Source organism: Bradyrhizobium sp. LA6.1 (assembly GCF_040547805.1).
In the GTDB taxonomy this organism is placed as follows: Bacteria; Pseudomonadota; Alphaproteobacteria; order Rhizobiales; family Xanthobacteraceae; genus Bradyrhizobium; species Bradyrhizobium barranii.
Genome location: NZ_JBEPQK010000004.1, coordinates 568,289 through 586,905, shown reverse-complemented (window position 1 = coordinate 586,905; position 18,617 = coordinate 568,289). Strand labels below are relative to the sequence as shown.

Annotated in this window: 16 protein-coding genes; 9 read left to right on the top strand and 7 right to left on the bottom strand. The window is 64.4% G+C overall.

The genetic code is table 11. The features are described from left to right. Positions 1–175: 175 nt before the first annotated feature. A complete protein-coding gene (locus tag ABIB99_RS13325; RefSeq protein ID WP_063980802.1) occupies positions 176–1,735 on the bottom strand; it encodes a winged helix-turn-helix domain-containing protein in 1,560 nt (519 codons plus the stop codon). A 490-nt stretch (positions 1,736–2,225) separates the two neighbouring features. On the opposite strand from ABIB99_RS13325, the gene pcaB reads away from it, so the two are divergent. Together pcaB and ABIB99_RS13315 are read left to right on the top strand one after the other, a co-directional pair. Next, complete coding sequence (gene pcaB, locus ABIB99_RS13320) at positions 2,226–3,587, top strand: 3-carboxy-cis,cis-muconate cycloisomerase (RefSeq protein WP_354176126.1); 1,362 nt, start codon at positions 2,226–2,228, stop codon at positions 3,585–3,587. Positions 3,588–3,699: 112 nt separating this feature from the next. After that, positions 3,700–4,956 (top strand): aminopeptidase, encoded by a 1,257-nt coding sequence (locus ABIB99_RS13315; protein ID WP_166077245.1) that lies wholly within the window; start codon positions 3,700–3,702, stop codon positions 4,954–4,956. Positions 4,957–5,093: 137 nt separating this feature from the next. On the opposite strand, the gene ABIB99_RS13310 is transcribed toward ABIB99_RS13315, so the two are convergent. Beyond that, entirely contained in the window at positions 5,094–5,648 is a 555-nt protein-coding gene (locus ABIB99_RS13310) for a hypothetical protein (RefSeq protein ID WP_354176125.1), read from the bottom strand. A 238-nt stretch (positions 5,649–5,886) separates the two neighbouring features. On the opposite strand from ABIB99_RS13310, the gene ABIB99_RS13305 reads away from it, so the two are divergent. Continuing rightward, a complete protein-coding gene (locus tag ABIB99_RS13305) occupies positions 5,887–6,342 on the top strand; it encodes a cupin domain-containing protein (protein ID WP_354176124.1) in 456 nt (151 codons plus the stop codon). Positions 6,343–6,422: 80 nt separating this feature from the next. On the opposite strand, the gene ABIB99_RS13300 is transcribed toward ABIB99_RS13305, so the two are convergent. The 5 genes from ABIB99_RS13300 to ABIB99_RS13280 form a co-directional block, all read right to left on the bottom strand. After that, a complete protein-coding gene (locus tag ABIB99_RS13300; RefSeq protein ID WP_354176123.1) occupies positions 6,423–7,475 on the bottom strand; it encodes an amidohydrolase family protein in 1,053 nt (350 codons plus the stop codon). A 112-nt stretch (positions 7,476–7,587) separates the two neighbouring features. After that, complete coding sequence (locus ABIB99_RS13295; RefSeq protein WP_354176122.1) at positions 7,588–8,109, bottom strand: hypothetical protein; 522 nt, start codon at positions 8,107–8,109, stop codon at positions 7,588–7,590. 65 nt (positions 8,110–8,174) lie between these two features. Further along, on the bottom strand, positions 8,175–8,990 hold the full coding sequence (locus ABIB99_RS13290) for an MBL fold metallo-hydrolase (RefSeq protein WP_071916860.1): 816 nt from the start codon (positions 8,988–8,990) through the stop codon (positions 8,175–8,177). A gap of 105 nt (positions 8,991–9,095) precedes the next feature. Continuing rightward, the gene (locus tag ABIB99_RS13285; protein ID WP_354176121.1) at positions 9,096–10,622 is read right to left on the bottom strand and encodes a permease; all 1,527 of its coding nucleotides are present in this window, start codon (positions 10,620–10,622) and stop codon (positions 9,096–9,098) included. Beyond that, positions 10,619–11,368: an ABC transporter ATP-binding protein gene (locus tag ABIB99_RS13280; protein ID WP_063986060.1), complete on the bottom strand. Its 750-nt coding sequence runs from the start codon at positions 11,366–11,368 to the stop codon at positions 10,619–10,621. The genes ABIB99_RS13285 and ABIB99_RS13280 overlap by 4 nt, the downstream gene beginning before the upstream one ends. A 262-nt stretch (positions 11,369–11,630) precedes the next feature. Here ABIB99_RS13280 and ABIB99_RS13275 point away from each other — a divergent pair, with 262 nt between their 5' ends. From ABIB99_RS13275 to ABIB99_RS13250, 6 genes are all read left to right on the top strand, one after another. Further along, complete coding sequence (locus ABIB99_RS13275) at positions 11,631–12,506, top strand: branched-chain amino acid ABC transporter permease (RefSeq protein ID WP_014498442.1); 876 nt, start codon at positions 11,631–11,633, stop codon at positions 12,504–12,506. A gap of 5 nt (positions 12,507–12,511) precedes the next feature. After that, positions 12,512–13,663 (top strand): branched-chain amino acid ABC transporter permease, encoded by a 1,152-nt coding sequence (locus tag ABIB99_RS13270; protein WP_028148665.1) that lies wholly within the window; start codon positions 12,512–12,514, stop codon positions 13,661–13,663. Continuing rightward, positions 13,660–14,418, top strand: a complete 759-nt coding sequence (locus ABIB99_RS13265; RefSeq protein ID WP_071916857.1) for an ABC transporter ATP-binding protein — start codon at positions 13,660–13,662, stop codon at positions 14,416–14,418. Before ABIB99_RS13270 ends, ABIB99_RS13265 begins: the two co-directional genes overlap by 4 nt. 3 nt (positions 14,419–14,421) lie before the next feature. After that, on the top strand, positions 14,422–15,210 hold the full coding sequence (locus ABIB99_RS13260) for an ABC transporter ATP-binding protein (RefSeq protein ID WP_354176119.1): 789 nt from the start codon (positions 14,422–14,424) through the stop codon (positions 15,208–15,210). Positions 15,211–15,328: 118 nt separating this feature from the next. Next, positions 15,329–17,167, top strand: coding sequence for an AMP-dependent synthetase/ligase (locus ABIB99_RS13255; RefSeq protein ID WP_354176117.1), 1,839 nt, complete (start codon positions 15,329–15,331; stop codon positions 17,165–17,167). 81 nt (positions 17,168–17,248) lie between these two features. After that, positions 17,249–18,448 (top strand): ABC transporter substrate-binding protein, encoded by a 1,200-nt coding sequence (locus tag ABIB99_RS13250; RefSeq protein ID WP_354176115.1) that lies wholly within the window; start codon positions 17,249–17,251, stop codon positions 18,446–18,448. Positions 18,449–18,617: the final 169 nt, after the last annotated feature.

Here is an 18,617-nt window from a genome sequence, read left to right as displayed (position 1 = left end):
GGAGGGTCGATCGCGCGAAGCGCGAGCGGGGTGGGGTGATCTCTCACACAGGCAGTCTTCGTTGTGGAGAGACCGTCACCCCACCCCGTCTCTCATCTTCGCTGCGCTCAGATACGAGCCGACCCACGGGCGAGCTACGCTCGTCCCGGACCGCTCCAGGGGAGGGTAAACAGCATCACCTCATTCCCGCGCGCCGAAACCCCTGCAGATAGTGCTCGCGATCCTCTGCCCGCCGCATCGGCAGCTCGCGCGTGAGCCAGGCCAGCGAGATGCCGGGCTGGGTGCGTTGCAGGCCCCGCAGCGCGTACGCCGCGAGTTGAGGATCGCCCAACATGCCGGCGGCGGCCGTCAGCACGCGATGGGCGCCGACGAAATCGGCGCGCTGCCGCATCGATTCCCGCGCCATCTGCACGGCGCCCTCATAGTTGCGGCCGATGAACTGGGCATAGGCGGCTACGCCGCAATAGATCGCCGCGAGCGGATCGCGCGGGCTCAGCCGCAGCGCGCGGCGTGCGGCGGCATCGCCGTCTCGCCATCTCCCGGCGTAGCACAGCGTCACGCCGTAGAAAGCGTGCGCCATCGCAAAATTCGGATTGAGTTGCAGCGTCAGCTCGAACTCAGCCAGCGCGTCGTCGAAGCGGCGGCGGAACAAATAAGTGTAAGCCAGACCGTGATGGGCCCAGGCGTCCTCGCGATCGGCTTCCACCGCCGCGAGCGCCGCGCGTTCGGCGACCGGCACGGTCATGGCCATGTCGGCCCAGCCCATATGCGCGCCGAAGATATGGCTGGTCGCGAGCAGGCCCAGCGCCTTGCCATAGGCGGGATCGATCGCGGTCGCCTGTTCCAGCAGTCCTTGCGCGGCGGCGTTGTCCTCGCGCGTGATGCGCCAGTAATGCGACAGCGCACGCATCACGAGGTCCCAGGCGTCGAGGCTGCCCGGTGGCTTCTGCTGGGCACGAAAGCTTTCGGCGGTATAGAGCTGCGGCTCGATCGCGGCGACGATCGCCTCGGTGATCTCGTCCTGCACGGCGAAGATGTCGGCAAGCTCGCGGTCGTAACGCTCGGCCCAGAGATGGCTGCCGGTCGAGACGTCGTTGAGCTGCGCCGAGATGCGCAGGCGATCGCCGCTGCGCCGCACGCTGCCTTCGAGCACATAGCGTACGCCGAGCTCGCGCGCGACTTCGTGCATGTGAACGGCGCGGCCCTTGTAGACGAAGGAAGAGTTGCGGGCGACGACGAAGAACCAGCGCAGCTTCGACAGCGCCGTGATGATGTCCTCGCTGATGCCGTCGGAGAAATAGTCCTGCTCGCGGTCGCCGCTCATATTGGTGAAGGGCAGCACGGCGATCGCGGGACGGTCGGGCAGCGCGAGCGCCGCCTGCGGCGCCTGGGCGACACGGCCCGGCTCCGGCAAGGCCGCGCCGCGCTGCGTCTGGACAGCGCCGACGAAACGAAAGCCCTTGCGCGCGATGGTGCGGATCAGCGCCTGGTTGGCTCCGCTGTCGCCGATCGCCTTGCGCGCCGCGTTGATCCGGCTGGTCAGGGTGGATTCGGAGACGCTGCGCCCGTGCCAGATCTTGTCGATCAGCTCATCCTTGCTGACCACCCGGTCGCGGTTCTCCATGAGGTGGACGACGAGGTCGAAGACCTGCGGCTCCACGGCCACGGGAACCTGCTCGCGGCTCAGCTCGCGCCGGTCGGTGTCGAGAAGGTGGTCCCGGAACATAAACTGCACGTCGAAAACTCAACCCTCGCAATGACATCAGGCAATGATGAAATCAGAATGGATTTCGACTCTAAGACTGTGAGTCCGCTGAGCGGCCTGCCGGGTTCACCACGATCGCGTGATGGCTGCTATGCCGTTTTCGGATAGGAATGCAACTTGAATGAGAATGTGGCGGGTCTGGTGGACTGTCGCGGGCTGCGCACATAGCCCGATCTTGCCGCGCGCACAATTTATCCCGTCCCCCTGAAGTGGCCGCCTTGTCACGGCCCTCGAAGGGCGACGGCCCGGCTGCATCGCGGCCGCTCATCACTTCGAGGCGCTTCGTGCGCCGCTGCGCGTCGCACGCTTCGCATCTCAGGATGACGGGGTGATGGAGCGATGCGCCGTCGTAATGTCGTCGTACGGCATCGAATGTGTGGCGAGCCATGAATGTCCATTGCCGAACAGCGCGGCCCGCGTAAGCTGCTCTCACACAAACGCAAACCATAAAGAAACGCCCATGCCCGCTTTTCCCGCCTCGACGACCGTGCTCGATTCCATGCTGTTCCGCGACGCCTTCGGCACGCCCGAGATGCGCGAGGTGTTTTCCGATGTCGCGCTGGTCGGACGCTATGCCGAGGTCGAGGTGGCGCTGGCGAAGGCGGAGGCGAAGTGCGGCGTGATCCCGCAGGAAGCCGCCGACCAGATCGCGGCGCGGACCGACGTCGCCGCATTCGATTTCGATCTGCTGCGACAGGAGACCGACATCGTCGGCTATCCGATCCTGCCGCTGGTGCATCAGATGGTGAAGCAGTGCGGCGAGGCCGGCCGCTATGTGCATTGGGGCGCGACCACGCAGGACATCATGGATACCGCGGTGGTGCTGCAATTGCGCGCCGCGCTCGGGATCGTCGAGCGCGACATCGCCGAGCTGCGAAACATCCTCGCGGACCTCTCGAAGCGCTACCGCGACACGCCGATGGCCGGCCGCACCCATCTCCAGCAGGCGCTGCCGGTGACGTTCGGCTACAAGACCGCGATCTGGCTCGCGATGTTCGACCGCCACGCCGAGCGGCTCGTGCAATTGAAGCCGCGCGTGCTGGTCGGACAGTTCGCCGGCGCCGCCGGAACGCTGGCCTCGCTCGGCGGCAAGGGGTTCGAGGTGCAGGAGGCGCTCTGCGCCGAGCTCGAGCTCGGCGTTCCCGCCTCGACCTGGCACGTCGCGCGCGACGGCTTTGCCGAGGCCGTGAATTTCCTCGCGCTCGTCACAGGCTCGCTCGGCAAGATCGCACTCGACATCATGATCATGGCCTCGACCGAGTTCGCCGAGGTCTACGAGCCCTTCGTCAAGGGCCGCGGCGCCTCCTCGACCATGCCGCAGAAGCGCAACCCGATTTCCTCGGAGCTGATGCTCGCGGCGTCCAAGGCGGTGCGCCAGCATGCCGGTCTGATGCTGGATGCGATGGTGCAGGATTTCGAGCGCGCCACCGGGCCCTGGCATGCCGAATGGATGGCGATCCCGGAAAGCTTCGTGCTGACCGCCGGCGCGCTGCACCAGGCGAAGTTTGCGCTAGCAGGCCTCATCGTCGATGAAAGGAAGATGAACGACAATCTCGCCATCAGCCGCGGCCTGATCGTGGCCGAAGCGGTCATGATGGGGCTGGCGCCGCAGATCGGGCGGCAGGAGGCGCATGACGTGGTCTATGATGCCTGCCGGCTCGCCAATGAGAAGGGTCTGACATTGGCGGACGCGCTCTCGTCCGACGCCCGCGTCTCCGTCAGGATCGACCGTGCCACGATCGAAGCGCTGACTTCACCGAAAAATTACCTCGGCCTTGCGCCTGCCATGGTCGACCGGGTGCTGAAATCGGCAACGCGTTGAAAACCAAAATGCGCGAAACTCCGTATCTCTCCGTGTCGCAAGGCGCTCGCGCACTTGCGCCTTGCGATGCTAGACTTAGATTGAACGAGAGAGCTTCGGCAGAGGACCCCGCATGATTGATCACCGCAATTCCGCCGTTCCCATCGATCCCGTGAAACTCGACCGGCTGGCCGAGGTGGCGGTGAAGGTGGGCCTGGGCTTGCGGCCGGGACAGGATCTGCTCTTGACGGCGCCCGCGATCGCGCTGCCGCTGGTGCGGCGGATCGCCGTGCACGCCTACAAGGCCGGCGCCGGTATCGTGACGCCGATCCTGTCGGATGAGGAGATGACGCTGGCGCGCTACCGCCACGGCCAGGACAACAGCTTCGATCGTGCCGCCAACTGGCTCTATGAGGGTATGGCCAAGGCGTTCTCCGACAACACCGCGCGGCTCGCCATCGTCGGCGACAATCCGATGCTGCTGTCCGGCGAAGATCCTTCCAAGGTGGCGCGCGCCAGCAAGGCCAATTCGATAGCCTATCAGCCGGCGCTGGAAAAAATCGTCAATTTCGACACCAACTGGAACATCATCGCCTATCCGAGCCCGTCATGGGCCAAACAGGTCTTCCCTGATGATCCCGAGGACGTTGCGATCGGCAAGCTGGCAGACGCGATCTTCGCGGCCTCCCGCGTCGACCGCGAGGATGCGATGGGCAATTGGGCGAGCCACAATGCGGTGCTGCGCGAGCGTACCAACTGGCTCAACGGCCAGCGTTTTCGCGCGCTGCAATATTCAGGTCCCGGCATCGACCTCTCCATCGGGCTGGCCGACGGACATGAGTGGGAGGGCGGCGCCTCGCTGTCCAAGAACGGCATCAGTTGCAACGCCAATATCCCGACCGAAGAGGTTTTCACCACGCCGCATTGCCGGCGCGTCTTTGGCCATGTCGTGAGCTCGAAGCCGCTGTCCTACCAGGGCACGCTGATCGACAACATCGCGGTGCGCTTCGAGGACGGCAGGATCGTCGACGCAAAGGCCTCGCGCGGCGCGGAGGTGCTGAACAAGGTGCTCGACACCGACGAAGGCGCGCGGCGTCTCGGCGAGGTGGCGCTGGTGCCGCATTCCTCGCCGATCTCACAGAGCGGGCTGTTGTTCTACAACACGCTGTTCGACGAGAACGCGGCCTCGCACATCGCGCTCGGCCAGTGCTATTCGAAATGCTTCGTCAACGGCGCGCAGCTGACGCCGCAGCAGATCGCCGCGCAAGGCGGCAACCAGAGCCTGATCCATATCGACTGGATGATCGGCTCTGCCGAGACCGACATCGACGGCATTCTCGCCGACGGCAGCAAGGTGCCGGTGTTCCGCAAGGGTGAGTGGGCGAAGTAGTCCGCTGCGGCTCGTCATGCCCGGGCTTGTCCCGGGCATCCACGTTCTTTGTGCCGCTAGGCGTGGATGGCCGGGACAAGCCCGGCCATGACGATGATGGTGGAAGGTTCAAGCCCCAGCGCTGGCGTCACGTTCTTTCACGCCGCCGCGTTGCGCAGCATCCGGTTGTTGTCGATGCTGAAGCGGTTGAACAGCGTCGTGAACGGGCTGCCGTCGGTGGCCCGCACGATGGCGTCGGACGTGGCGACCGCCTCGTAAAGCGCACCGATGGGATCGTCCGCCTCGGGCAGGTCGAGGCCGCCGCGAATTTCCTCGCGGGCCGCGTTGACGTCATCGTCCTGGTCGAGTGTCGCCTCAAGCGCATCCGCCGCGCGCCGCATCTCTGCGAGATCGCCGCCGGCGGAGAATTTGAGGATGTCCAGCCAGTAGGGGTGGGCGACAACGAGCTGGATGAAGGCTTCGAACGTGCCGGCGATGATTCCTGCGCGGCCCTCCGATGAGACGTAGAGCACATTCCGCGATGGCAGCAGGACGAAGGTGCCGCCGGAGCCGTCGCTGCCGATCTGCCGGGGGTTTTCGACGCCATCGATGGTGAACCAGGGCTCTTCTTCGGCTGCGAAGGAAACATCGAGGCTGCCAAGCCAGGCGACGACCTCGCCTTGGGCTGTCAGAACCTCCGGGGTGAGGGGCATCGGTGTGGGCTCCTTCGCTGGTCACTTTCGCGCACTTTGTCGCACCCCGGAAAAAATGGGTTCATGTGCGCGAATTTGCAGGCAAATCCCGACGTTAACCTCTTCGCACTGCAACTTGCGGCTGATTGTCGGCGCCTGCGTAAGAAAGAATTAAAAACCGGCTACTAGCGTTCCAACATCTTTGGAAACAATCCGGGCCCAGACCCGGCCATACATATTTTATTCCCTGGGGAAGCAGATGTCGCCGTCATTGATTGAAATCAGTAGTTGCAACGTGGATCTCGAGCTGCGGCCGATCGAGCCGTCCTGGATTATCGAAGGCAATCCGGTGTCGCGCTCGCACATCCTGTCCACCAGCGCCGACGGTACCGCCTCGACCATCATCTGGCAGTGCACCGAAGGCCGCTTCAACTGGTACTACGACATCGACGAGACGATCATGATCATGGAAGGATCGATCGTGCTCGAAAGCGACGGCATGCCGCCGAAGCGCTATGGGCCCGGCGACGTCATCTTCTTCCGCGACGGCGCGCATGCCAAATGGCATGTCGAAGGCCACGTCAAGAAGATCGCCTTCTGCCGCAAGACCAATCCCGTGATGATCGGATTCCTGATCCGCGTCGTCAACAAGCTCAAGCGGATGCTCGTCTCCGCCGGCGAGCGCCGCCCCGCCTCGCTGTTGGGGGCTGGCTAGAGTTCAAGCATTTTCAAGGACGCTTCCCAGCGGCCACGACGGAAGAGGGGCCGGGACCAACATCCCGGCCCCTCTTCTCGTCATGACGGCAGTTCGAGCCGGTAGACATCGGTCGCCGTCTGCGAGAACAGCGCCGTCTTCTCGGCCTCGCTCAGGGGCGCGGCGATACGCTTGAACGCGTTGAAGATCACCTGGTAGCTGCACTGGCCCTTGTCCGGCGGGAAATTGCTCTCGAACATCGCGCGCTTGGGGCCGAACGCCTCGATGCAAGTCTCGACATAGGGCCGCCAGGCCGCGGCAAGCTCCTCCGATGACGGGGGCTTCGCGCGCAGATGGAAGTCATAGCCGAGCAGGCACATCGCGAGCCCGCCGAGTTTCACCGAGACGTTCTCGCACTTCGCGATCTCCTGGATCGAGGCGCGCCATTGCGGAAACACCTCTTCGCGCCGCCCTGCAAAGCGACCGACGCCGGCCGGGCCGCCGCAATGGTCGAGCACGATTTTGGTGTCGGGAAAGGCGCGCGCGAGCTCGGTCAGCTCGCCGATCTGCGGGTGAAACAGCCAGGCATCGAAGCTCAGATTCAGCGGTGCGAGGCAGGCAAAGCCTTTGCGGAAAGTCGGATCCCGCAACAACCCCTTCGGCCGATTGGCATACATGCCGGCGACGACAGGGTCTTCGTCCCAGGCCGAGGAATGCCTGATGCCGCGGAAGCGGCCGTTGCCCGCCGCGATCTCGGCTTCCAGCACCGGCTTGGCGGCATCGCCGAGCAACAGGTTCACGTGGCTGACGATGCCGGCGCAGATCGCGGCCGTGCCATAGCCGCCGCTTGCGCTCATGGCGGCGACGCCGTTGGCGAACTCGACTTCGCCGACCGGCCGGAATGCCTCGGGCCCGTGCGCGCGATACATCGAACGGCAGTCGACATAGACGGTGGCGATGATGTTGTGCCCGGAGGCGATATCGGCCGCCATCTCCTCGATCAGATAGCGATGCCCGCGATTCCAGAGATGGTGATGCGGATCGACGATCGGCCGCAAGGGATCGATGATCTCCTCCTGATATTGCGCGAGCCAGTCCTCGCGCGGCTCGACGAATAGCCCGCTCGTGTTGGCGGGCACACCGCTTGCAGCCATCGGCATTCGCTCCCTTGAGTTTTTTGTGGGGGGAGCCTAGCACCTCGTCTCCGCATCCAGCTGCGCGTGCTGCGCAACCGCACCCGTCATCGCGAGCACAGCGACGCCGTCGTTAGCCCTTGCGCCGCTTCGCCCTCACATCGACCACAAGCCGCCAATCGACGGCGGCTGCCGGCTTCACTTCGCCGAGCCAATGGAAGGAATCATCGGTAATCTCCGTGAAACTCCAGCGTGTCAGGTCGCCCGCATCGGTCGTGCCTTCCTGCACGATGTCCGCGCCGCGCGGGTGGCCGATCTGCTGGCGGAACACGCTACGACCGGGATCGAACCAGGAAATCCGCCACGCGGAAATGGAGGGGTCGTAGACCCGCAGCGTCGTGCCGTACCAATTGCCGGCGATCGCAAACGCCGGCGCAGCCGCTGGGCGAGGGATGATCCAGACATCCTGAACGGCGCGGCCTTCCAGCACCCAGCCGAAATGGATTTCGCCGGGCGCGGTGTGCTTGGTTCCGTCGGGGCCATGAGCGGTGATCCCGGCATCCCAGTCGCCGACGAAGCGGCCGTAAAGCTGGAGCGCCGCCGCGTGCTCGGGGTTCGGTCCGTCCGCGTGCAAAAGTCTGGCAAAGTCGGTCATGTCGATCTCCTGTCGTGAGGAGATCAGCACGAACGAACGCCAACCGACTTGGAGAAAATTGCGCGTCAGACGCCGTCGAGGATGATGACCGTCGGCGTCGTCGGCAGCGCGTCCCGCGACATCCGGAAGGAACGCTCGCTGCGCCGGTCGATCTCGAACTGCCGGCCGATGAGGTGCATGAACTCGTCGAGCGGGGTGGCGAAGCGGTGCATCGGCAGCACCACAGAGGCACGCAGCCGCTTGGTGATCTCGGAGACGCCGTCGAGCGACATGGTGTAGGTGCCGTCGATCGGCACCATCACGATGTCGAGCCGCCCGATCTGGGCGAAATGGGTTTCGTCGAGCTTGTGGTGGAGATGGCCGAGATGGCCGATGCAGAGGCCGGCGACTTCGAAGATGAAGATCGAATTGCCGTCGCGGATCATATCGGTGCCGGAATCGTCGCCGAAATAGCGGCGGATGTCGGTCGTGACGTTGCGGATGAAGGTGTCGCCGATGCGCTCCGACACGACGGCCGGCTTGCCGTCCTCGCCCCAGCCATGCAGCACATGGGGAATGCGCTTGTCGGGAAATAAAGAGTAGTGGGTGCTGTGCGCCCGGTTCATGGTGACGACATCGGGCAGACGTCCGACCTGGTAGGCGCCGCTGTAGTCGGTCGCGATGCGCAAGCCGCCGGGCGTGTCGATGAAATAGGTGGAATGGCCGGCATAGGTGATCTGGACTTCAGCCGAGCCTGCGGCCTGCCGGAAGGCGGCCGGCATTGCGCGGGGCATGGCGTTTGCCATCGCCAGGCATTCGCTCCGCTGAGGTGGCTGCTGGGCGAGAGCAGGAGAGAGGAATGCGCCGAACAGCGCCAGAGCCGCTGAAACCAGTCGCCGCATGAATCCGTCCCCGATGACTTCGGAAGAAGTTTAGCGTGCAATGCAGCGCGTGGCCAATAGGCCGCGATCAACAGCGCGTCAGTGTCGCAGCCCTACTCCCGGCGCTTAGCTGCGCCTTGGGCTGAACTTCCAGGTGATGGCGATGAGGCCCGCGGTGATCAGGCCGCTGATGAGGCCGGCAATGGGAAGGGCGAGCAGCAGCGCCGCGCTGGCGGCCCAGCCGATCGAGGAGAAGGCTTCGGCAAAGGTCGCGAGCCGCGACGAGGTCTGGCGGCGGCGGAATTGGCTGCGCCGGGCCTGCACCCGGAACCAGAGCTGGATCGCAGTCGCGGATGCCGCGCTGATGATGACCGCGGCGGCACTGACCGCGGCCTGGAACGGCGAAGCGAAAGCGAGTGCCGCGATCAGCGGGCAGAAGATGGCGGCGATGGCGATCAGCACCACCTCGATCTTGGCGCGGATGACGCTGGACGGCGTCAACGGCGCGGTCGCGACCAGATCAGGCGCGTCCTCGCCCGAGATCGTCAGCCAGGCGAGCCCGCCCGCGAGCTGTCCCGCCGCCATCACGATGACGGGTGTGATCAGCGTCAGCGCTGCGGAGCTGTCGGCAAAGTTGCGCCAGAGCAGCAGCGCCGGCGGCACCAAATAGAGCAGCTGCATCAGCGTCTGCGAGATCAGCCAGGGATCGCGCCAGAGCAGCGAAAATTCCTTGCGCCGCAGCGCCTGTTGCCGCGATCCGCCGCGGAACGGGCGCTGCTTCGCGGCCTTGCCGCCGGAGGCGCCGTAAGCGGCGGCATCGATTGCGGTATCGGCAAAGCGGTGCGAGAAGACCGCCATCACGCTGCCGAGCAGCACGAGCCCGAGCGCGAGGAGCAGCAACAGCGCCTCGCTGTCGCCCATGGTCGCCCGCGCCGGCCACCACCAGATGCTGTCGACGTCGGGCGCGTAGGCGGCGAAGCTGCCCGAGGTCAGGATGGTGAAGCGCGACAGCGTGCCATAGGACATGATCGCGGCGACCTGGAGCGCGATCACGAAACCGGCGCCGATCATCGCGGCGAGGACCTGGGCGACGAAGCGCGTGCGCGCCGGGCCGATCAGGCGGAACAGCAGGATGGTGATGGCGATCGCGATCGCCGCGGCCGAGAGGCCCATGGCGACGACGACGCCGAACGCCGCGAGCCAGCGCGCGCCGCCGCCGATCACCAGCACGTCGATGAACGGCGTCGAGAACAGCAGCGCCATCACGGTGACGGCCAGTGCGATCGCGGCGATGCGCACCGAGAACAGATTGGCCAGCATCGCGGGCGAGGACATGATCAGGTCGAGATCGGCGCGGGCGTAAAACACCCGCGTCACCGATTCGATCGCCTGCGACAGCATCAGCGTCCAGGCGAGAAAGATCGTCGCCGAGATCACGATCAGCGAGGATTTGTCGAGCGGCAGCTGCAGGTCGGCGAAGCGGCCGATCACAGCCCAGGCCGGTACGTGTAGGAGGGCCGCGAAGAACAGCAGGCCGATCATTGCAGCGCGCGCCCGCTTGCGCCGCCCGCCGGTCATCATGGCGAACCATTCGCGCCAGGCGAGCCGGAGCTCGTGGCGGGCAAACCAGGAGAGCGCGGTTGCCGAGCTCATGCGGCTTCCGGAAGCGTCACCAGCGCGATGAAGAGATCTTCCAGGCTGGTGTCGGCATGGCCGTTCTGCTGGCGCAGCTCGGTCAGCGTGCCCTCGGCGACCAGACGGCCCGAGGCGATCACGCCGATGCGGTCGGCCATGCGTTCGGCCACCTCGAGAATATGCGTGGTCATGATGACCGTGCAGCCGGCGCGGACGCGCTCGCTCAGCAGCCCCTTCACGTGGCGGGCGGAAACGGCGTCGAGGCCGGTCAGCGGTTCGTCGAGGATGATGAGGCGGGGATCGTGCACCAGCGCGCCGGCGAGAGCGACCTTCTGGCGCATGCCCTTGGAAAAGCCTTCGCAGCGTTCGTGCCGGTGCGGCTCGAGCCCGAGCGAGGTCAGTAGGTCCTGCGCGACCGGTTCCGAGGCCGACGGCGCGATGCCCCAGAGCCCGGCGACGAATTCGAGGTACTCAAGCGGCGTCAGCTTGTCGTAGATCATGGGCTCGTCGGAGACCCACGCCATCAGCTGCTTGGCGGCGACGGGATTTGCGAGCGCATCGATGCCGAAGATCGAGACCGCGCCGGCATCGGGCCGCAACAGGCCCGCAACCATGCGCAAAGTGGTGGTCTTGCCGGCGCCGTTGGGGCCGACCAGCGCATAGAATTCGCCGGCGTGAATGGTGAGATCGAGGCTGTCGACCGCCAGACGGTCAAAACGCTTCGTTAACCCCAGGACTTCCAGCGCCGATCTGTCCGGCTTCATGACGGCCACACCATCCGGTTTTGCATCGCTCGCGACCATGATCCCAAGATGTTTCGGCACCGTGAATATACGGCCCCCAAATTCCGCCATCCGGTTGCTACTAATGGCAAGTCACCGTTTGTTGACAGCGCTGGACGGTTCAGGCTGAATTGCTGCCGGGACAAATGGCGCTAACGCGGCGAAACGACCGCGTAGCGACTGGACACAAGATGCAACAAGGCGGTCGCGAAGAGCCGCTGTTGTATCGGGAGGTTGCGCGGCGATGCTGGATTTCGTTCAGCAGCTGGTCAGCGGTGTTGCGCTCGGCTGCGTCTACGGCCTGATCGCGCTCGGCTTCGTGCTCGTCTACAAGGCCACCGAGGTCGTCAATTTCGCCCAGGGCGATTTGATGATGCTGGGCGGCTTCTTCGCCTTCACCTTCATCGGCATGATGGGACTGAACTACTGGATCGGCTTTGCCGGTGCGGTGGCGGCCATGGCGCTGTTCGGCATGCTGGCGGAGCGCGTGGTGGTGCGGCCGATCCTCGGCTATCCGCAATTCTCCATCATCATGGCCACCATCGGCCTCGGCTATTTCCTGCGCTCGGTCGCCGGGATGATCTGGGGTACCGACGATCTGAAGATCGAGACGCCGTTCAGCCACGGCGTGCTGCGCGTCGGCTCGCTGGTGCTGGCCTATGACAAGCTCTCGGTGATCGCCGCGACGATGATCCTGTGCGCGCTGCTCTGGCTGTTTTTCAACAAGACCACGCTCGGCACCGCGATGCGCGCCAGTTCCGAGAACATGCTGGCGGCCTATTACATGGGCATCCCGGTCAAGCGCGTGGTGTCGGTCGTCTGGGCGATCAGCGCGGCGGTCGCGACCTGCGCCGGCGTGCTGCTGGCGCCGATCACGTTCATCCATTCCAATGTCGGCCTCGTGCTCGGCCTCAAGGCGTTTCCCGCCGCAGTCCTCGGCGGCTTCGGCTCGATCCCCGGCGCGGTCGTCGGCGGCGTGCTGATCGGCGTGATCGAGAGCATGGCCGGCTTCTATCTGGCGGAGGGCTGGAAGGACGTCGCGCCCTATCTCGTGCTGCTCGCCGTACTTCTCTTGAAGCCTGAAGGCCTGTTCGGCCTTCACGTCCGCAAGAAGGTCTGAACGCCATGCGCTTCCTGTTCAAGACCGACTATGAGGACGACATCAAGCTGTTCCCGCATTCCGGCTACGTCGTCTCCTACGGCATCCTGCTCGCGCTGCTGCTGATCGCGCCCTATGTGCTCTCCAGCTATCTGATGAGCCAGCTCGTCTTCGTCTGCATCTACGCGACGGTTGGCGTCGGCCTTCTGATCCTGACCGGTTTTACCGGGCAAGCCTCGCTCGGCCACGCCGCGTTCCTCGCGATCGGCGCTTACACGGCGGCATACTTGCAGAAATATAACGTGCCGTTCCCGGTCTATTTCCTCGCTGCCGGTGCCCTGACCGGGTTGATCGGCGCGATGGTCGGCTTTCCCGCCCTGCGTCTGACCGGCATCTACCTCGTCATCGCCACCATCTCCTTTGCCCTGATCGTCGAGGAGATCCTGGCCCGCTGGGAGAGCGTCACCAACGGCAACGAGGGCATGCGGGTCAAGACCCTGTCGCTGCTCGGCGTCACGGTCCCGCGCGACAGCCCGACTTTCTATTTCCTCTGCCTGGCCGTGCTGGTGTTGACCATCGTCGGCACGCTCAATCTGCTGCGCTCGCCGACGGGGCGCGCCTTCGTCGCGATCCGCGACAGCGAGACCGCGGCGCGCAGCATGGGCGTCAACGTCGCGCTGTACAAGGTGAAGTCCTTTGCGATCTCGGCGGCGATCACCGGCTTTGCCGGCGTGCTGTTCGCGCACAAGCTCTCCTTCATCTCGCCGGAGATGTTCACGCTCCAGCTCTCGATCGAGTTCATCATCGTGATCCTGATCGGCGGCACCTTCAGCCTGCACGGCGCGGTGCTGGGCGCGATCTTCATCGTGATGATCGACCCGTTCCTGACCTATCTGAAGGACGACCTGCCCGGCATCATCGCCGGCATTGCCGCGACGTTCGGGGCGGGTCCGGCGACTGCGGGCAATATCCAGTCGAAAGTCGCGGCGTTCGCCTCGCTCAACGGATTGAAGGGTGCGATCTACGGCATCATCATCGTGCTGTTCGTGCTGTTCGAGCCGCTCGGGCTCTACGGCCGCTGGCTCAAGATCAAGCTCTTCTTCCAGCTGTTTCCGCTCTACAAGCGCGCCACCTTCAAGCGTCAGAAGATCTACGTGAAGTCGGAGCGCAACCGATGAGCTACTTTCGCGCGGAGAACCTGTCGCTGCATTTCGGAGGGCTGAAGGCGGTCGATGCGGTATCCTTCGCGGTCGAGAAGGGCGAGATCCTCTCGATCATCGGACCGAACGGTGCCGGCAAGAGCTCGATCTTCAACCTGATCTCGCGGATCTACCGGCCGACCACGGGCCGCATCTTCTTCGAAGACCAGGACATCACCGAGCAGCCGCCCTACGACATCGCCAGGCTCGGCATCGCCCGCACCTTCCAGAACATCGAGCTGTTCGAGAACGCGACCGTGCTCTCCAACCTCCTGGTCGGCCGCCACCGTCACTCGACCACCCAGCTCTGGCAGGAACTGCTGTTCCTGCCGAGCGTGCGGGCGAACGAAAAGGTGCATCGCCGCAGGGTCGAGCAGGTGATCGAGTTCCTCGATCTCGAGCCCTATCGCGACAAGCTGATCTCCGGCCTGCCCTACGGCGTGCGCAAGGTGATCGAGCTGGCGCGCGCGCTGTGCTCGGAGCCGAAACTGATCCTGCTCGACGAGCCGTCCTCCGGCCTCAACGTCGAGGAGACCGGCGACATGTCTTTCTGGATCCGCGACATGAAGAACGAGCTCGGCGTCACCGTGCTGATGGTCGAGCACGACATGTCGCTGGTCAACCGCGTCTCCGATCGCGTCATCGCGCTGAACTATGGCCGCGTCCTGGCGATGGGCTCGCCCGCCGAGGTGCAGCAGCATCCCGATGTCGTCGCCGCGTATCTGGGAGCCTGATGCATGGACGCCGCCGTCACGCCTGACATCATCTTAAAACTCTCCAACATCGAGAGCTATTACGGGCCGATCATGGCGATCCGCGGCATCTCGCTGGAGGTGCCGCGCGGCCGCATCGTCACCCTGCTCGGCGCCAACGGCGCCGGCAAGACCACGGTGCTGAAGACGATCTCAGGCATTCTGGATCCGCAGAAGGGCACGATCGAATTCATGGGCAAGTCGATCCAGCGCATGGAGGCGGACCGGATCGTGCGGCTCGGCCTCAGTCATGTGCCGGAGGGGCGCGAGGTGTTCCCGTTCCTCTCGGTGCGCGAGAACCTGATGATGGGGGCGTATCCGCGCCGGGACCGTGATGGCGTCGCGGAGGATCTGGAGCGCGTCTACGGCTATTTCCCGCGTCTGAAGGAGCGCATCAACCAGCCGGCCGGCCAGCTTTCCGGCGGCGAGCAGCAGATGCTCGCGATCGGACGCGCGCTGATGAACCGGCCGACCTTGCTGCTGCTCGACGAGCCCTCGCTCGGCCTGTCGCCGCTGCTGGTGAAGGAGATTTTCACCATCATCCGCCGCGTCAACGAGGAGCAGGGCATGTCGATCCTGCTGGTCGAGCAGAATGCCAAGGTGGCGCTGGAGACGGCACATTACGGCTACGTGCTCGAGATCGGCCGCGTCGTGATGAACGACACCTGCGACCGCTTGATGCATTCCCAGGACATTCAGGAATTCTACCTTGGCGCCAAGGAGGCGGGCGCGCGAGGCGAGCTGCGCTGGAAAAAGAAGAAGACCTGGCGCTGAAGATTTGGCCCTGAAGGCTTGGCGCTAGGGGAAGGCGTTAAATGGATTGGCCCATCCGCAACGACAGACCGCCGGCAAGGCGGGCAGCGGAGGGGAGAGCGACAAGGAGGAGACGCGCATGGCCCGACCGGCGGTGCTGACGGTCGCTGATACGATCGCGAAGAGCTTCTTGCGCGCCGCCGAGACGCGGGGCGACAGGCCGGCCATCCGCGAGAAGAAATTCGGCATCTGGCAGCCGACCAGCTGGCGCGAGTGGCTGGAGATATCGAAGGAGATCGCCTACGCGCTTCACGCCTCCGGCTTTCTGCCCGGCGATGTCGCCTCCGTCATCGCCAATGCCGTGCCGGAATGGGTTCATGCCGACATGGGCATTTTGTGCGCCGGCGGTGTTTCCTCTGGAATCTATCCGACCGATGCATCGTCCCAGGTCGAATACCTGGTCAACGATTCCCGGACCAAGGTGATCTTCGCCGAGGACGAGGAGCAACTCGACAAGGTGCTCGCCTGCCGCGCGCGCTGTCCGTCCTTGCAAAAGATCATCGTGTTCGACATGGAGGGCCTCAGCGGCTTCTTCGACGACATGGTGATGTCGCTCGACGAGTTCCGTGCGCTCGGCCGCAACCACATGGTCGGCCGCGAGGCGCTGTGGCAGGACATGATCGACAGCCGCAGCGCGGATGACCTTGCCATTCTCGTCTACACCTCGGGCACCACCGGTCCGCCCAAGGGCGCGATGCACGCCAACCGCAGCGTCACGCACCAGATGCGGCATGCCAACGATTTCATCTCGGCGCGGGAGGACGAAGACCGGCTGATCTTCCTTCCGCTCTGCCACGTCGCCGAGCGGGTCGCCGGCTACTACATCTCGGTCGCACTCGGCTCGGTGATGAATTTCGCCGAGAGCCCGGAGACGGTGCCGGACAATCTGCGCGAGGTGCAGCCGACCGTCTTCTTTGCGGTGCCGCGCATCTGGGAGAAGTTCTATTCCGCGATCACCATCGCGCTGAAGGACGCGACGCCGCTGCAGCAATGGGTCTATCGCCGCGCCATCAAGGTCGGCTATCGCATGGTCGATTGCCGGATCGAGGGCAGGGCGCCGCCGCTCTCGCTGCGCATCGCCAACGGCATCGCCTACCGGCTCGCGTTCCGCAACATCCGCCGCATGATCGGGCTCGACCGCTGCCGCATCGCGTTCACCGGCGCTGCGCCGATCGCGCCGGAGTTGATCCGCTGGTTTCTCGCGCTCGGCATCGACATGCACGAGGTCTATGGCCAGACCGAGAATTGCGGCGTCGCGACCATGATGCCGGCGGAACGCATCAAGTTCGGCTCGGTCGGCACCGCCGTGTCCTGGGGCGAGGTCGCGCTGTCGCCCGATGGCGAGATCCTGATCAAGGGCGACTTCCTGTTCATGGGCTATCTGAATCAGCCCGAGAAGACCGCCGAGACCATCGACCATCGCGGCTGGCTGCACACCGGCGACGTCGGCACCATCGACAACGAAGGTTTTGTCCGCATCACCGACCGGATGAAGGACATCATCATCACCTCCGGCGGAAAGAACGTTACGCCGTCCGAGATCGAGAACCAGCTCAAATTCTCGCCCTACATCTCGGATGCCGTGGTGATCGGCGACAAGCGGCCCTATCTGACCTGCCTCGTGATGATCGACCAGGAGAATGTCGAGAAATTCGCCCAGGACCACGACATCCCCTTCACCAATTATGCGAGCCTGTGCCGCGCGGCGGAGATCCAGGACCTGATCTGGCGCGAGATCGAAGGGGTCAACGGCAATTTCGCCCGCGTCGAGACCATCAAGAGATTTTACCTGATCGAGCGCCAGTTGACCCCGGAGGACGAGGAGCTGACGCCGACCATGAAGCTGAAGCGCGGCTTCGTGAACAAGCGCTACGCTGCCGAGATCGAGGCGATGTATCGCCAGCGCGCGGTGGCGTGACGAGCCTGCCAGTTCGAGAAAGCGAAGGAGCTGTGGCCCCCGCCCTTCGCACCATACGGGCCCAAAGGAGAGGAGACGTCAATGTCGAAATCGTTCAGCACGCTCGGCCTTGCTGTGAGCGCCGTGGTGCTCACCTGTCTGCCGGCCGCGGCGCAAACCAAGGTCACCAACGAGGGCATCTCGGCATCCGAGATCGTCATCGGCACCCATCAGGACCTGTCGGGGCCGATCAAGGGCTGGGGCGTCCCGGTCTCCAACGGCATGAAGATGGCGGTCGAGGAGATCAACGCGGCGGGCGGTGTCCAGGGCCGCAAGATCAAGCTGGTCGTCGAGGACTCGGGCTACGATCCGAAGAAAGCGGTGCTGGCTTCGCAAAAGCTGATCGAGCGCGACAAGATTTTCGCGATGGTGGGACCAATGGGATCGCCGACCGTGCTCGCTGCGCAGGATATCTTGCTCGACGCCGGCGTGCTTCAGCTCTTCCCGCTGACGGCGGCCGAGTTCACCTTCAAGTTCGATCCGGCCAAGCCGCAGGAGAGGCTGAAGTTCAACAACCTCCTGCCCTATGTCGAGAGCACGCGCGCAGCGCTCAAATACATGATAGAGGCAAAGAATTTCAAGAAGCCGTGCATCCTGCATCAGGACGACGAGTACGGCAAAAACGTGCTCGACGGCTTCAACCAGCAGCTCATCGCCATGAAGCTGCAGCCGGCCTCGATCACGAGCTACAAGCGCGGCGCCTCCGATTTCAGCGCGCAGGTCGCCAAGATGAAGTCCGACGGTTGCGACCTCGTCGTGCTCGGCGCGGTCCTCCGTGAGCCGATCGGCACGATGGGTGAAGCGAAGAAGCTCGGATGGGACGTCACCTTCCTCGGCGCCACGCCCGTTAACGTGCTCGAAGTGCCGGCGCTCGGCAAGGAAGTGGTGGAAGGCTTGTATTCCGCCTCGAACTTCGAAATTCCCTACGAAGACACCGCGAAGGGAAAGGTGAAGGACTGGCTCGTCAATTACAAGAAGATGTTCAACGCCGACGCCAACACCCAGGCGATCATCGGCTACAATGCGGTGATGACGTTCGCGCATTATGCCAACAAGGCCGGCAAGGATCTCACTGGCCAGAAGATGCTCGACGCGCTGGAGTCCGGCGACAAGTTCCAGGATATCTTTAATTCGCCGCCGACGGTGTTCTCGAAGACCAACCATCTCGCCACCACCGTCACGCAGGTGCAGCAGGTGAAGAACGGCCGCTGGGTGCTGGTGAAGGATAATCTGATGTTTTGATCGGATCGCTCTCGCGGCGCTGACGGTGCACCCTCTCCCCTTGCGGGAGAGGGTGGCTTCGCGAAAGCGAAGCCGGGTGAGGGGTCTCTATCCTCACGAATACTCGAGCGAGCTGAGAGAACCCCTCATCCGGCGCTTCGCGCCACCTTCTCCCGCAAGGGGAGAAGGA